Annotated in this window: 12 protein-coding genes; 3 read left to right on the top strand and 9 right to left on the bottom strand. The window is 50.9% G+C overall.

Annotation, left to right across the window (positions count from 1 at the left end):
- Positions 1–34: 34 nt before the first annotated feature.
- The 3 genes from ompF to pncB all read right to left on the bottom strand — a co-directional run bounded on the left by ompF (position 35) and on the right by pncB (position 4,480).
- The gene (gene ompF / locus D9597_RS08520; protein WP_130205353.1) at positions 35–1,105 is read right to left on the bottom strand and encodes a porin OmpF; all 1,071 of its coding nucleotides are present in this window, start codon (positions 1,103–1,105) and stop codon (positions 35–37) included.
- Between the two features lie 603 nt (positions 1,106–1,708).
- Positions 1,709–3,109 carry an asparagine--tRNA ligase gene (asnS, locus tag D9597_RS08515; protein WP_130215767.1) on the bottom strand — a complete coding sequence of 467 codons (1,401 nt, stop codon included), beginning with the start codon at positions 3,107–3,109 and terminating at the stop codon, positions 1,709–1,711.
- Between the two features lie 168 nt (positions 3,110–3,277).
- The gene (gene pncB, locus D9597_RS08510) at positions 3,278–4,480 is read right to left on the bottom strand and encodes a nicotinate phosphoribosyltransferase (protein WP_130205357.1); all 1,203 of its coding nucleotides are present in this window, start codon (positions 4,478–4,480) and stop codon (positions 3,278–3,280) included.
- A 265-nt stretch (positions 4,481–4,745) separates the two neighbouring features.
- Between pncB and pepN the strand changes: the two genes are divergently transcribed.
- Complete coding sequence (gene pepN / locus D9597_RS08505) at positions 4,746–7,358, top strand: aminopeptidase N (protein ID WP_130222109.1); 2,613 nt, start codon at positions 4,746–4,748, stop codon at positions 7,356–7,358.
- Between the two features lie 305 nt (positions 7,359–7,663).
- Here the strand turns inward: pepN and ssuB are convergent, their stop codons facing one another.
- Genes ssuB through ssuE form a run of 5 tightly spaced genes read right to left on the bottom strand, consistent with a single transcriptional unit; the run spans position 7,664 to position 11,900 of the window.
- Positions 7,664–8,431 carry an aliphatic sulfonates ABC transporter ATP-binding protein gene (ssuB, locus tag D9597_RS08500; protein ID WP_130222108.1) on the bottom strand — a complete coding sequence of 256 codons (768 nt, stop codon included), beginning with the start codon at positions 8,429–8,431 and terminating at the stop codon, positions 7,664–7,666.
- The gene (ssuC, locus tag D9597_RS08495) at positions 8,428–9,219 is read right to left on the bottom strand and encodes an aliphatic sulfonate ABC transporter permease SsuC (protein WP_000235189.1); all 792 of its coding nucleotides are present in this window, start codon (positions 9,217–9,219) and stop codon (positions 8,428–8,430) included. Before ssuC ends, ssuB begins: the two co-directional genes overlap by 4 nt.
- An 11-nt stretch (positions 9,220–9,230) precedes the next feature.
- Positions 9,231–10,376 (bottom strand): FMNH2-dependent alkanesulfonate monooxygenase, encoded by a 1,146-nt coding sequence (gene ssuD / locus D9597_RS08490; protein ID WP_130222107.1) that lies wholly within the window; start codon positions 10,374–10,376, stop codon positions 9,231–9,233.
- Positions 10,373–11,332, bottom strand: a complete 960-nt coding sequence (gene ssuA / locus D9597_RS08485; RefSeq protein WP_130222106.1) for an aliphatic sulfonate ABC transporter substrate-binding protein SsuA — start codon at positions 11,330–11,332, stop codon at positions 10,373–10,375. Before ssuA ends, ssuD begins: the two co-directional genes overlap by 4 nt.
- Positions 11,325–11,900, bottom strand: coding sequence for an NADPH-dependent FMN reductase (ssuE, locus tag D9597_RS08480; protein ID WP_130222105.1), 576 nt, complete (start codon positions 11,898–11,900; stop codon positions 11,325–11,327). The genes ssuA and ssuE overlap by 8 nt, the downstream gene beginning before the upstream one ends.
- 236 nt (positions 11,901–12,136) lie before the next feature.
- Between ssuE and pyrD the strand changes: the two genes are divergently transcribed.
- Positions 12,137–13,147, top strand: coding sequence for a quinone-dependent dihydroorotate dehydrogenase (gene pyrD, locus D9597_RS08470; RefSeq protein WP_130205367.1), 1,011 nt, complete (start codon positions 12,137–12,139; stop codon positions 13,145–13,147).
- 172 nt (positions 13,148–13,319) lie between these two features.
- The gene (zapC, locus tag D9597_RS08465) at positions 13,320–13,862 is read left to right on the top strand and encodes a cell division protein ZapC (RefSeq protein ID WP_064528385.1); all 543 of its coding nucleotides are present in this window, start codon (positions 13,320–13,322) and stop codon (positions 13,860–13,862) included.
- Here the strand turns inward: zapC and ycbX are convergent.
- The gene (ycbX, locus tag D9597_RS08460) at positions 13,859–14,968 is read right to left on the bottom strand and encodes a 6-N-hydroxylaminopurine resistance protein YcbX (RefSeq protein ID WP_130215781.1); all 1,110 of its coding nucleotides are present in this window, start codon (positions 14,966–14,968) and stop codon (positions 13,859–13,861) included. The genes zapC and ycbX overlap by 4 nt on opposite strands.
- Positions 14,969–15,078 lie beyond the last annotated feature (110 nt).

The following is a 15,078-nucleotide window of genomic DNA, read 5'->3' as shown; positions in this document are numbered from 1 at the left end:
CTGTTTTTTCGGCATTTAACAAAGAGGTCTGCTATTAGAACTGGTAAACGATACCTACAGCAACGGTATCATCAGAACCTACGCCCAGTTTGTTGTCAGAATCGATCTGGTTGATGATGTAGTCAACATAGGTGGACATGTTTTTGTTGAAGTAGTAGGTTGCGCCCACTTCAACGTAGTTCACCAGATCAACATCACCGATGCCTTCTACGTCTTTCGCTTTAGATTTGGTGTAAGCGATGGACGGACGCAGACCAAAGTCAAACTGGTATTGCGCAACTAACAGAACGTCTTGCGTTTTGTTGGCAAAGCCACCAGTGATCGGGGTAGCGTTACGGGTTTCACCGTAGTTTGCTGCCAGGTAGATGTTATTTGCATCATACTTCAGGCCAGTTGCCCACTGTTCAGCTTTTTTACCCTGGCCGAGAGGCTGAGCTTCTTGCAGGTCGGTGCGGTCAGCTGCACCATAAGCACCAACGATACCAAAGCCTTCGAATTCGTAGCTGATGGAACCGCCAACACCGTCGCCGTTAGAACGTCGTGCAGTATCACGCTCGTTTTTACCCAGGTACTGAACAGCGAAGTTCAGGCCGTCAACCAGACCAAAGAAGTTGGAGTTACGGTAAGTTGCAACGCCGCCAACACGACCAACGAAGAAGTCATCGCTGTATGCAGTATCACCACCGAACTCTGGCAGCATATCGGTGTAGCCCAGTGCGTCATAAACAACACCGTAATTACGACCGTAATCGAAAGAACCTACGTCAGCGTATTTCAGACCAGCGAATGCTAGACGGGTTTTGTTGCCAGTTTGAGCGTCAGCACCTTCAGAGTTGTTACCCTGGAAGTTGTATTCCCACTGACCGTAACCGGTCAGATCGGAATTGATTTGAGTTTCCCCTTTAAAACCAAGACGGGCATAGGTCATGTCACCATTGCCACCGTAACTGTTTTCACCGTTATCCTTGGAAAAATAATGCAGACCGACAGCTTTACCGTACAGATCTACTTTGTTGCCATCTTTGTTATAGATTTCTGCAGCGTTTGCAGTACCTGCTACTAACAGAGCAGGGACAATCACTGCCAGAATATTGCGCTTCATCATTATTTATTACCCTCATGGTTTTTTTTATAACACCTGCCACTGCCGCCAATAAGTTCTGTCAATGAATCTTTACGGAACTATTGATGAGAGTTTGGTGTTTTATGTATCTGCAGGCATCTTTCCATTCAAACTAACGTTTCGCTACCGTGAAAGTGCTACAAAGATAAAGATATAGTTACAAAAAGCAAAAATGTGTAACCAATAGTAAAATTTAAGGAACTTTGTGAACGCCGTCATATTTCCATTGGACTTTAATGATATTTGCAGTGGATTTTATCTATTTATATGATTTCCTTATATTTAAATTAACTAAACGAAAATTTTCTTTCTGATCATTTATCCCCGCAGTCACACTGAATCACGCTTTCAGGCGTCCAGAAAGCCAAAAATAAGTATAAAAATTGTGCTATCAGCTAAGAAATTGCTAATCCGCAATAAGACTGTGGGTTAATTTTTTGTTCGCAAATATTTCAGAGAAATATTCCGTAACAGGAAGAGGGGCCTTGAGGGGTTGCAAATAGATTGATTGACTTAACAAACAGATAACTTGACAGAAGGGGATAAAAAAAGAGCCAGCGCACGCTGGCTCTTTCAGGAAGTGAATTAGAAGCTGGCGTTACGCGGGGTACGTGGGAAAGGAATCACGTCACGCACGTTCTGTACGCCGGTCACGTAGGCAATGAGGCGTTCAAAGCCAAGACCGAAACCGGAATGTGGAACGGTACCGTAGCGACGCAGATCGCGATACCACCAGTAATCTTCTTTGTTCAGGCCCATCTCCAGCATGCGCTCGTCCAGCACGTCCAGACGCTCTTCACGCTGCGAACCACCAATGATCTCACCGATACCCGGCGCCAGAACGTCCATTGCGGCAACGGTTTTACCGTCTTCGTTAAGACGCATATAGAACGCTTTAATGTCTTTCGGATAGTTTTTAACCACTACCGGTGCTTTAAAGTGTTCTTCCGCCAGATAACGCTCGTGCTCAGAAGAGAGATCGACGCCCCAGTAAACCGGGTTTTCAAACTTCCTGCCGCAGTTTTCGAGAATGGTCACTGCGTCGGTGTAATCAACCTGCGCAAAGTCGGCTTCAATGAAGCGTTCCAGACGGCTGACAGCATCTTTGTCCACGCGTTCAGCGAAGAATTTCATGTCGTCAGCGCGTTCTTCGAGAACTGCTTTGAAGACATATTTCAGCATGGCTTCAGCCAGACCGGCGATATCGTTCAGGTTAGCAAACGCGACTTCTGGCTCCAGCATCCAGAATTCCGCCAAGTGACGGCTGGTGTTGGAGTTTTCAGCACGGAAGGTCGGGCCGAAGGTATAAATTTTCGACAGCGCACAGGCATAAGTTTCGCCGTTCAACTGGCCGGATACGGTCAGGAAAGACTCTTTACCGAAGAAGTCTTTGTCGAAATCCACTTTGCCCTGATCGTTACGCGGCAGGTTTTCCAGATCCAGCGTTGAAACGCGGAACATTTCGCCAGCGCCTTCGGTATCGGACGCGGTAATCAGCGGCGTAGAAACCCAGAAGAAGCCCTGCTCGTTAAAGAAGCGATGCAGTGCCTGTGCCAGCGTGTGGCGAACGCGTGCTACTGCGCCAATCAGGTTGGTACGCGGACGCAGGTGAGCGACTTCACGCAGATATTCGATGCTGTGGCGTTTTGCGGCCATCGGGTAAGTGTCTGGATCTTCAACCCAACCGGCAACTTCAACGTTGCTGGCCTGAATTTCAAATTGTTGCCCCTGGCCCGGCGATGCCACGACTTTACCCGTCACAATGACCGAGCAACCGGTGGTCAGACGCAGTACGTCTTCATTGTAATTGGGCAGAGAATTATTGATGACAGCCTGTACAGGATCAAAGCAGGAACCGTCATAAACGGCGAGGAAGGAGATGCCAGCTTTTGAATCTCGGCGGGTACGTACCCATCCGCGCACGGTGACTTCGCTGTCAACGGCTATGCGGCCCTGGAGTACGTCGGCTACAGGCACAACGCTCATAATATTCTCTCTGTTAATAGTCGGAAAAAATAAACACTTGTCCACCCGTCAATGGGGGGATACCTATGTTACCTGGCATCTGCAATCAGACAAGCAGAATTCGCAGATGGGACAAAAGATTTCGGAATAAAAGGCAAAAAAGGGAGCCGTTATGGCTCCCTGATGATATTAACTGGCTTTTTTAATGTGCGGAAGGTCGAATGCTTTACGTAGCGCGCGGACAAACGCTTTGTCATGGCAGATAGTTTTGCCAGGGCTGTCAGAAAGTTTCGCCACCGGTTTACCGTTACACTCCACCAGTTTAATCACGATATTCAAGGGTTTTACCTGAGGAATATCACAAGTCAGGCGTGTGCCAATGCCAAAACTTAATTGCACGCGAGAAGAGAAGTGGCGATAAAGCTCAACCGCTTTAGGTAAATCCAGATTGTCGGAGAAAACCAGTATTTTGCTTTGCGGATCAATCCCCAGTTTCTCATAATGTGCAATCGCTTTTTCGCCCCATTCTACCGGGTCGCCAGAGTCATGACGCAAGCCCTGATAGCGGCTGGCAAACTCCACGCCGAAATCACGTAAGAATGCATCCATCGTAATACAGTCGGTTAACGCAATCCCCAGTTGATCGGGATACTCTTCCAGCCAGGCAGCAAGTGCAGCTCGCTGGCTGTTGGCAAGGTCCGGGCTGATTTGCTGATGTGCCTGGAACCATTCGTGTGCCTGGGTTCCCATCGGCGTGAGGGAAAGTCGACGCGCCAGATCGTAATTACTGGTGCCAACGAACCACTTTTCCTGTTGTAGGCGTTTAACGATGGTTTCTTGTACTTCGCGAGAAAAACGGCGGCGAGTGCCAAAATCCATCAGATGGAAGCGCGACATATCAAGGTCGGCGGTTAACGCCGAGAAGTTGACTAATTTGCTTTCCAGTGTGTCGAGGGCTTGCGCAACGTCGGCCTGCGGTGAGCGATAGCGATGTACCAGTTCACTAATGACCGCCAGCAAAGGAACTTCCCATAGGATGACTTCACGCCACGGACCGCTTAAACGAATATCCAGCTTACCGTTATCGTTGCTAACAGTGACCTGTTCCGGATTAAAGCGAAATTCACGCAGCCAGTCGAGATAGTCGGCTTTAAAGAAAGGCAGGGCAGAGAGCCACTGATATTCATCATCCCGCAGGCACAAGTTTTCCATCGCCTGAACCTGTTCACGAATAGCATCGGCATAAATACCCAGCAGATCGTCACCACGGCAACGAAACTCCGCCGCGACATGCACATCATAGTAGTGATGAAACACGGCTTGCTGCATATGCAACTTATAAGCATCTGTATCCAGCAACGAGTGCAGAACAGGAGAAGCGAATTGTGTCATAGGTGCGCAGTAGCGTCCTCTTACGGGAGCGTTTAGTACAATAAACATCTTAGGAAACTGCTGGAGTATACCTTGTTTCGCAATTTATTGAACCCCGATCACACCATATGCCACCTTTATGGTCGATAGCGTTGCGCTGTGTATGTTATACAAATGTAGCAATAAAAGCGTTTGTACCTGAAAAGATGAAGATTCTGCGTAGCGAGATTTACGCAACAGGAATAGACTGAACACCAGACTCTATAAAAGATGCTAAAGGTTATTTATGACTCAACAGCCACAAGCCAAATACCGTCACGATTATCGTGCGCCGGATTACCAGATTACTGATATTGACTTGACCTTTGACCTGGACGCGCAAAAGACGGTAGTTACCGCAGTCAGCCAGGCTGTCCGTCACGGTGCATCAGATGCACCGCTTCGTCTTGATGGCGAAGATCTTAAACTGGTTTCTATTCATATTAATGATGAGCCATGGACCGCCTGGAAAGAAGAAGAGGGCGCACTGGTCATCAGTAATTTACCGGAGTGTTTTACGCTCAAGATTGTTAATGAAATTAGTCCGGCAGCGAATACCGCGCTGGAAGGACTTTATCAGTCAGGCGATGCGCTTTGCACCCAGTGTGAAGCCGAAGGTTTCCGCCATATTACGTATTATCTTGACCGCCCGGACGTGCTGGCGCGTTTTACCACCAAAATTATTGCCGATAAAACCAAATATCCATTCCTGCTTTCCAACGGTAACCGCGTTGCGCAAGGCGAGCTGGAAGATGGACGTCACTGGGTGCAGTGGCAGGATCCGTTCCCGAAACCGTGCTACCTGTTTGCGCTGGTGGCAGGCGACTTTGATGTACTGCGCGACACCTTCACCATGCGTTCTGGTCGCGAAGTAGCGCTGGAACTGTATGTCGATCGCGGCAACCTTGATCGCGCTCCGTGGGCGATGACCTCGCTGAAAAACTCCATGAAGTGGGATGAAGAACGCTTCGGCCTGGAGTATGACCTCGACATCTATATGATTGTTGCGGTGGATTTCTTCAATATGGGCGCAATGGAGAATAAAGGTCTGAATATCTTTAACTCCAAATATGTGCTGGCGCGCACCGACACCGCCACCGATAAAGATTACCTTGATATTGAGCGCGTTATTGGTCACGAGTATTTCCACAACTGGACCGGTAACCGTGTGACCTGCCGCGACTGGTTCCAGCTCAGCCTGAAAGAAGGTTTAACCGTCTTCCGCGATCAGGAATTCAGCTCTGACCTTGGTTCCCGCGCGGTAAACCGTATCAATAATGTGCGCACCATGCGCGGATTGCAGTTTGCGGAAGATGCCAGCCCGATGGCGCACCCAATCCGCCCGGACATGGTTATTGAGATGAACAACTTCTACACCCTGACCGTTTACGAGAAGGGCGCGGAAGTGATTCGTATGATCCACACCCTGCTGGGCGAAGAAAACTTCCAGAAAGGGATGCAGCTCTATTTCGAGCGCCATGATGGCAGTGCAGCGACCTGTGACGACTTTGTTCAGGCAATGGAAGATGCGTCGAATGTCGATCTCTCCCATTTCCGCCGTTGGTACAGCCAGTCCGGCACGCCAGTTGTGACCGTCAAAGACGACTACAATCCGGAAACTGAGCAGTACACCCTGACCATCAGCCAGCGCACGCCAGCCACACCGGATCAGGCAGAAAAACAGCCGCTGCATATTCCGTTTGCCATCGAACTGTATGATAACGAAGGCAAAGTGATCCCGTTGCAGAAAGGCGGTCATCCGGTCAATTCCGTGCTGAACGTCACCCAGGCGGAACAGACCTTTGTCTTTGATAATGTCTACTTCCAGCCGGTGCCTGCGTTGCTGTGCGAATTCTCTGCGCCAGTGAAACTGGAATATAAGTGGAGCGATCAGCAACTGACCTTCCTGATGCGTCATGCGCGTAATGATTTCTCCCGTTGGGATGCGGCGCAAAGCCTGCTGGCAACCTACATCAAGCTAAACGTCGCCCGTCATCAGCAAGGGCAGCTGCTGTCTCTGCCGGTGCATGTGGCTGACGCTTTCCGCGCGGTGCTACTCGATGAGAAGATTGACCCGGCACTGGCGGCAGAAATCCTCACGCTGCCTTCCGTCAATGAAATGGCGGAACTGTTCGATATCATTGATCCGATTGCCATTGCCGAAGTGCGCGAAGCACTCACCCGTACTCTGGCGACTGAACTGGCGGATGAGCTGCTGGCAATCTATAACGCGAATTACCAGAGCGAGTATCGCGTTGAGCATGAAGATATTGCGAAACGCACTCTGCGTAATGCCTGCCTGCGCTTCCTCGCTTTTGGTGAAACGCATCTGGCTGATGTGCTGGTGAGCAAGCAGTTCCACGAAGCGAACAATATGACCGATGCGCTGGCGGCGCTCTCTGCGGCGGTTGCTGCGCAGTTGCCATGCCGTGACAAGTTGATGCAGGAATATGACGATAAGTGGCATCAGGACGGTCTGGTGATGGATAAATGGTTTATCCTGCAAGCTACCAGCCCGGCGGCGAATGTGCTGGAGACGGTGCGAGGCCTGTTGCAGCATCGCTCATTTACCATGAGTAACCCGAACCGTATTCGTTCGTTGATTGGCGCGTTTGCGGGCAGCAACCCGGCAGCGTTCCATGCCGAAGATGGCAGCGGTTACCAGTTCCTGGTGGAAATGCTTACCGACCTGAACAGCCGTAACCCGCAGGTGGCTTCACGTCTGATTGAGCCGTTGATTCGCCTGAAACGTTACGATGCCAAACGTCAGGAGAAAATGCGCGCGGCGCTGGAACAGTTGAAAGGGCTGGAAAATCTCTCTGGCGATCTGTACGAGAAGATCACCAAAGCTCTGACTTGATACAAACATGCCTGATGCGACGCTGACGCGTCTTATCAGGCCTGCAAGTCCGTTGAAATTGCTGGTTTTGTAGGCCGGAAAAGGCGTTCACGCCGCATCCGGCAACCGTGTCCAACTGCCTGATGCGACGCTGACGCGTCTTATCAGGCCTGCAAGCCCGTTGAAATTGCTGGTTTTGTAGGCCGGAAAAGGCGTTCACGCCGCATCCGGCAACCGTGTCCAACTGCCTGATGCGACGCTTGACGCGTCTTATCAGGCCTACAAACCCGTTGAAACTGCTGGTTTTGTGCGCCGCATCCGGCATATTAACCTTGACGCCGAATCGGTTGTTCAGAATTCCCACGATGCATCACCCGTTGCAACACTTCCGCTTCCAGCTCCGCTAATCGCACTGATCCTAACCGGCGCGGACGGGGGATATCCACCGTCAAATCCAGACCAATTTTTCCTTCTTCAATTAACAGCACCCGGTCAGCCATCGCCACCGCTTCGCTCACATCATGCGTCACCAACAGTACGGTAAAGCCGTGCTCCTGCCAAAGTGACACAATCAAATCCTGCATCTCCAGTCGCGTTAAAGCGTCCAGCGCACCGAGTGGTTCATCAAGCAACAATAAACCCGGTCGATGAATCAGCGCCCTTGCCAGCGCCACTCGCTGTTTCTGCCCGCCTGAAAGTGCGGCAGGCCATTCCCCGGCGCGATTCTCCAGTCCTACCGCAGCCAACGCCCGACGCGCGGCATCGCGCCACTGACCTTTAAGGCCTAACCCAACGTTATCAATCACCGATTTCCACGGCAGCAGACGCGCATCCTGAAACATCATTCGCGTGTCTTCCTGAATTTCAGCCAGCGGTGTGGTGCCTGCCAACACATCGCCTGCGGTTGGCGTTTCCAGCCCGGCCAGCAGGCGCAGCAGGGTACTTTTGCCACCACCGCTGCGGCCCACCACCGCCACAAACTGACCTGCCGGAATATGTAAATCCAGTTGGTTCAGGACGATATTTTCCGCGTAATGTTTGCTTACTGCATTGAGCAACAATGGTGTGCCCTGGTTCAGACGAGCAGTATTCATACCGTGGCCTCCTTCAAATGATAAGCCGGGTTCCAGCGCAACCAGAGGCGCTCTAACAGCTGCGCGCTGACGTCAGCAAGTTTGCCGAGCAGGGCGTAAAGAATAATAGCGACTACCACCACGTCCGTTTGCAAAAACTCCCGCGCATTCATCGCCAGATAACCAATGCCTGAATTGGCAGAAATGGTTTCGGCAACAATCAGCGTCAGCCACATCAGGCCCAACGCAAAACGCACGCCGACCATAATTGAGGGCAGGGCACCAGGCAGGATCACATGGATAAACAGCGGTATGCCGGATAATCCATAGCTACGCGCCATTTCCACCAACCCGCGATCGATATTACGGATGCCATGCCAGGTGTTGATATAAATGGGGAATAGCGTACCGAGCGCCACCAGAAAGATTTTTGCGGATTCATCAATGCCAAACCACAAAATCACCAGCGGGATCAGCGCCAGATGTGGCACGTTGCGCAACATCTGAATTGAGGTATCCAGCAGCCGTTCTCCCCAGCGTGACAGCCCGCTAATCAGTCCCAGAATCAAGCCCAGCGATCCGCCAATTGAAAAGCCAATCAGCGCCCGCCAGGAACTGATCGCCAGATGCTGCCACAATTCGCCGCTGGCGGAGAGCGTCCAGAACGCCATCACCACCCCTTCCGGTGAGGGCAAAATACGCGTCGACAGCCAACCAACTGACGAGGCCAGTTGCCACACCGCCACGATGCCCACCGGTAAAAACCAGGGGGCAACGCGCAATAACCACTTTTTCACTGGCGTTGCCATTATTTTGTTCCTTAGCTTTGCGCGACTTTACGGGGGATAAAATCATTTGCCACCGCTTCGCCTTGCGGATTCAGCGGTTGTGGCTGGGGAATTTCCGGGACGGCGACATCCAGATGCGGGAACAACAACTCGCCAACCCGATACGATTCTTCCAGATGCGGGTAGCCCGAAAGCACAAAGCTGTCGATGCCAAGCGCGGCGTATTCGTTGATTCGCGCGGCGACCGTCGGGCCATCGCCCACCAGCGCCGTCCCGGCACCACCGCGGACTAAGCCAACGCCCGCCCATAAATTGGGGCTGATCTCCAGATTGTCGCGCTTGCCGTTATGTAACGCCGCCATTCGCTGTTGTCCTACGGAATCCGTCCGAGCGAATGCGGCCTGTGCTTTGGCGATAGTTTCATCATCAAGATGCGAGATTAGCCGCTCGGCGGCCTGCCACGCTTCGTCGTTGGTTTCGCGAACAATCACATGCAGACGAATACCGAAACGAACTTTGCGTCCATGCGCGGCAGCTTTCGCCCGCACTTGTTCGATTTTCTCTTTAACCAGTTCCGGCGGTTCACCCCAGGTGAGGTAGAGATCAACCTGTTCTGCCGCCAGCTCTTGGGCAACATCTGACGAGCCGCCAAAGTAAAGGGGAGGATGCGGATGTTGAATCGGCGGGAAGAGCAGTTTGGCTCCGTGTACATGAATATGTTTGCCGTTGAAATCCACCGTTTCGCCCAGCAATAAACGTCGCCAGACCTGGGTAAATTCCGCCGAAGCTTCGTAACGCTCGCTATGGTCGAGGAATACGCCGTCGCCTGCCAACTCTTGTGGATCGCTGCCTGTGACCAGGTTAAACAACGCGCGTCCGTTAGAGAGACGATCAAGCGTGGCGGCCTGGCGGGCGGCAACGGTAGGTGAGGTTACGCTGGGGCGCAGGGCGACAAGAAACTTCAGCCGCTGCGTCACCGGGATCATCGACGCCGCCACCAGCCACGCATCTTCACACGATCGCCCCGTTGGAATTAGCACACCGGTATAGCCCAGACGATCCGCCGCTTGCGCAATTTGTTGCAGATAACCGTGATCAACCGGGCGTGAACCTTCTTCCGTTCCCAGATAATGCCCGTCACCGTGGGTCGGTAAAAACCAGAACATATTCAGACTCATAATTGTTTTCCTTGCAGTTGCGTGGGCTGCCAGATGCGCTGGCGAATATCGACTTTTTTCGGCACCAGACGGTTTTCATAAAACAGATCTGCCGTTTGCTGCTGTAAGGCGGCAACCTCGGCGTTAACCGGTTTGATGGTGGTGGGAGGACGATGATCCAGATACGAGGCAATTACCGGAGCCGGTAAGCCCATTGTTTTTGCCAGTAAAGCGATGCTTTGCTCGCGCTGGCTGCGGGTTAACGCATCGGCCTCACTAAAGGTTGTGAGCACACCCTGAATAAAGGTGCCGTTTTTTTCTGCATAGGGACGAGCGGCCAGATAAAACGATCCGGTTTGATTGAGATCGGTGCCGTCTTTCAACACCCGCACGCCGCCCTGTAATAACGCGGCGGAGTAGTAGGGATCCCAGATAGCCCAGGCGTCGACGTTACCTTGCTGGAACGCGGCGCGGGCATCGGCGGGCGTCAGGTAAGTGGGCTGGATATCGGTGAATTTAAGCCCGGCCTGTTGCAGGGCGCGCAGTAAAAGGTTGTGCGAACTGGAACCTTTCTGAAAGGCAACTTTGTGACCTTTAAGATCGGCTACGGTTTTGATCGGACTGTTTTCTGCCACCAGAATCACTTCGGCTTTAGGCTTTGGCGGCTCGACGCCCACGTACACCAAATCAGCCCCGGCGGCCTGAGCAAAGATGGGTGGAATATCCCCCGTACTGCCGAGATCAATACTGCCAACGTTTAACGCCTCCAGCATTTGCGGACCTGCGGGAAACTCCACCCACGAGATTTTTGTTTGCGGATAGCGTTTTTCCAGCATTTGGTAATTTTTCGCCAGTACCGAACTGATATTGCTTTTCTGATAGCCAATCCTTAACGCCTCTGGCGAAGACTCTGCGGCAACTGCAAGTGTTGAGACGCTAAGTAATCCCGCCAGCGCCAGTTTAATGATGTTACGCATGGGCATTACCTCGCAGAGAATGAAGGTCAGGAACCTGAATATCCCGACGGTGCAGCGCCTGCCAGAAAGTTTCCAGGGCGGTATCAAGACGGGTTTGCAGATTTGGCGTGAATAGCGGCTTGTGCTGGTAATCAATCACCTGAGAGTCATCGGCAAACACGCCGTGCAGGATCTCCTGGGCTTTCAGCGCGCTTAAAACCGGTTTAAGGGCGTAATCGACCGCCAGCAGATGAGCCACCGTTCCGCCCGTCGCCAGCGGCAGCACCACTTTGCCTTGCAACGCACGTTCTGGCAGCAGGTCGAGCAGGGTTTTCAGCGCGCCAGAATAGGCGGCTTTATACACAGGTGTAGCGACTATCAGTCCATCGGCCTGTTGCAGCTGTTCGGTGAAGGTCTTGAGTGCCGGACTATCGAAACGGGCATAGAGCAGATCTTCCGGGGCGAAGTTTTGCAGATTCCAGTGATAAACCTCAACATCCAGGCCATTCAGTTTTTCCCGCGCAAATTCCAGTAAGGAACTGGAGCGGGAAGGAAAGCGAGGACTACCCGCCAGGGTGATGACACGCATACTCTCTCCTTATAACCAATTGTTCTTGTTTTGTTAACATTGATAACAATTCGGTCAGTCTGACAGAGGGCGTTCGTGAGTCGAAATGATTTATCTGAAGAAGGAAAGCCAAAAAAAGCATAAAAAAGGCGCAACAAGAAAACGTTTGCTATTTATTGCCGCAGGTCAATTCCCTTTTGCTGCGAACTCGCACATAATACGCCCCCGGTTTGCACACCGGGAATCCAGGAGAGTTCATGTACTACCCCTTCGTTCGTAAAGCCCTTTTCCAGCTCGATCCAGAGCGCGCACACGAGTTTACTTTTCAGCAATTACGCCGCATCACCGGAACACCCTTTGAAGCGCTTGTTCGGCAAAATGTTCCAGCGAAGCCGGTTAACTGTATGGGACTGACCTTTAAAAACCCGCTTGGCCTGGCTGCCGGTCTTGATAAAGACGGGGAGTGTATTGATGCCCTTGGTGCAATGGGATTTGGATCGATCGAGATCGGTACTGTTACCCCGCGTCCACAACCAGGAAACGACAAACCGCGTCTTTTTCGCCTGGTCGATGCTGAAGGTTTAATAAACCGTATGGGCTTTAATAACCTCGGCGTTGATAACCTCGTAGAGAACGTTAAAAAAGCCCACTACGACGGTGTTCTGGGAATCAATATCGGCAAAAATAAAGATACGCCGGTTGAGCAAGGCAAAGATGACTATCTGATTTGTATGGAAAAAATCTACGCCTATGCAGGATATATTGCCATCAATATTTCATCACCAAATACCCCGGGATTACGCACTCTGCAATATGGCGAAGCTCTGGATGATTTATTAACGGCAATTAAAAATAAACAAAATGATCTGCAAGCGCACCACCATAAATATGTACCAATAGCAGTGAAGATCGCGCCGGATCTTTCTGAAGAAGAGTTGATCCAGGTTGCCGATAGTTTAGTTCGCCATAATATTGATGGCGTCATTGCAACTAATACGACACTCGATCGTTCTTTGGTTCAGGGCATGAAAAATTGTGATCAAACCGGTGGCTTAAGTGGTCGTCCTTTACAATTAAAAAGTACGGAAATTATTCGTCGCTTGTCGCAGGAATTAAACGGTCGCTTACCGATTATTGGTGTTGGTGGTATTGACTCGGTAATTGCTGCTCGCGAGAAGATAGCTGCAGGGGCTTCTTTGGTGCAAATTTATTCCGGTTTTATTTTTAAAGGTCCGCCGCTGATTAAAGAAATCGTTAACCATATCTAATTATTTCTTTCATTTTCTCTTTATAAGATAATCAGGGCTTTATTTTCAGCCCTGGTTGTTTTATATTCATTGCTGTTACTTATTTAGACATTTTGTACTTTTTTGTTGAGGTTATTAAGCGAAGCGACAATGGAATATGTTGCAGTGGATTTATAGGGTAGAGGAGAAGCATATGCGAATTAAACCAGACGATAACTGGCGTTGGTATTATGATGAAGAGCATGATCGAATGATGCTTGATTTAGCCAATGGCATGCTATTTCGCTCACGTTTTGCGCGCAAAATGTTGACACCAGATGCCTTTTCTCCAGCGGGATTCTGCGTTGATGACGCCGCGCTCTATTTCTCGTTTGAAGAAAAATGCCGCGACCTTAACTTATCAAAAGAACAAAAAGCTGAACTGGTGCTTAATGCGCTGGTGGCAGTTCGTTATCTCAAACCGCAAATGCCGAAAAGCTGGCATTTTGTTTCTCATGGTGAAATGTGGTCGCCAGTGCCGGGTGATGCAGCCTGTGTCTGGTTAAGCGATACCAATGAACAAGTCAGCCTGCTGGTTGTTGAATCTGGCGAAAATGCCGCGCTGTGTCTCCTTGCGCAGCCTTGTGTTGTCATCGCTGGTCGCGCCATGCAACTGGGTGACGCCATCAAAATTATGAATGACAGACTGAAACCTCATATGAGTTATGACAGCTTCAGCCTTGAACAGGCCGTTTAACCTTTCAGTTTCAATGCAGTCTTCGGTACACAACTACAGCAAAGAATTGTCCCGTCGTCGCTCATAGCTGATTTTTTCAGCGGGGTGACTTCGCCTTCCAGAAGCTGAACCCGACAACTTCCGCATATGCCCGCGCGGCAAGAATAGGGGATCCGAATCCCTTGATTTTCTAATTGCTCCAACAAAACCTGTTGATTATTACCGCGAAATGCCAGTCCTTGCCAGTCGATATCTACATTTGCATCCATTTGCTGCGTTGTCGGGAGAGTATCGTCTGCGGCTGCCGCGCCGTAGATTTTCGCCGGTGCAGTTGCAAGAATTTCCACTGCATCACCAACACGAACAACGCCACTATTGCGGGCAATTAAATTCTGACCAAAATCGACATCGCCATTATCCTGGGCAGTGCGGAATGATTGCAGCGTTTTTAACGGTTCGCCTGCCGGATGCTTTTGTCCTTTTTCCGGGCTGACAGTGGTGAAAATACAGCGGCTGCAGGGCTTTACCACGTCAAACACCACATCGCCAATGCGAATCACTTTCCAGGTATCTTCTTCCCAGGCTGCCGCGCCGGAAACCACCAGATTGGGGCGAAATTGCTCCATTTTTACACTTGCCGGGCAGCGTTGCTGCACATCACGCAGTGAGGCTTCATTAGCGAGCAGATACGGATAGCCATCAGCAAACGACAAGGGTACAGTGTTATGGCGTTTTACGCGCCGTGTCATCTGCGGTCCTACCCAGCGCAGTTGCACTTCACGGGAGAAAAAGCCGCTTAACCATTTGTTGATCTCATCTGGCGCAATGCGTGCAGTAAAATGGTTACCCCACACTTCGGTTGGCGCGTCCTGCATAGCGAAATCAGCAAAACGGATGTATGCGCTGCTGCCATCTGGCGCGGTGAGATGTAAGCCGTCATGCACGGGCGAAGGGGTAAACCGCACCATTTGCGGAAACTGGCGGGCAGTAATAAACGTACCGTCAGGTTCTGTGACCATGAAGATGCGATCGAAGGCCAGACCGCTGACATCAGCCAGAGCATGTGTCAGACCGATGCCGCGCATCGATTTAACAGGATGAATAAAAAGCCGGGTTAATGTCGTCACGGTGCGGTCCTCAAATGAAAATAAGCCCTCAACTTTATGACATGACGCGCTTATTAGCTATAATGCGCAACAATTTTCTTAGTGCCTATCCCGTTAGGCTATTTTATTTG

The sequence above is a fragment of the Escherichia sp. E13S3 genome (assembly GCF_004212325.1).
In the GTDB taxonomy this organism is placed as follows: domain Bacteria; phylum Pseudomonadota; class Gammaproteobacteria; order Enterobacterales; family Enterobacteriaceae; genus Escherichia.
The sequence above is the reverse complement of the archived record's forward strand: the minus strand, read 5'-3'. Positions and strand labels throughout refer to the sequence as shown.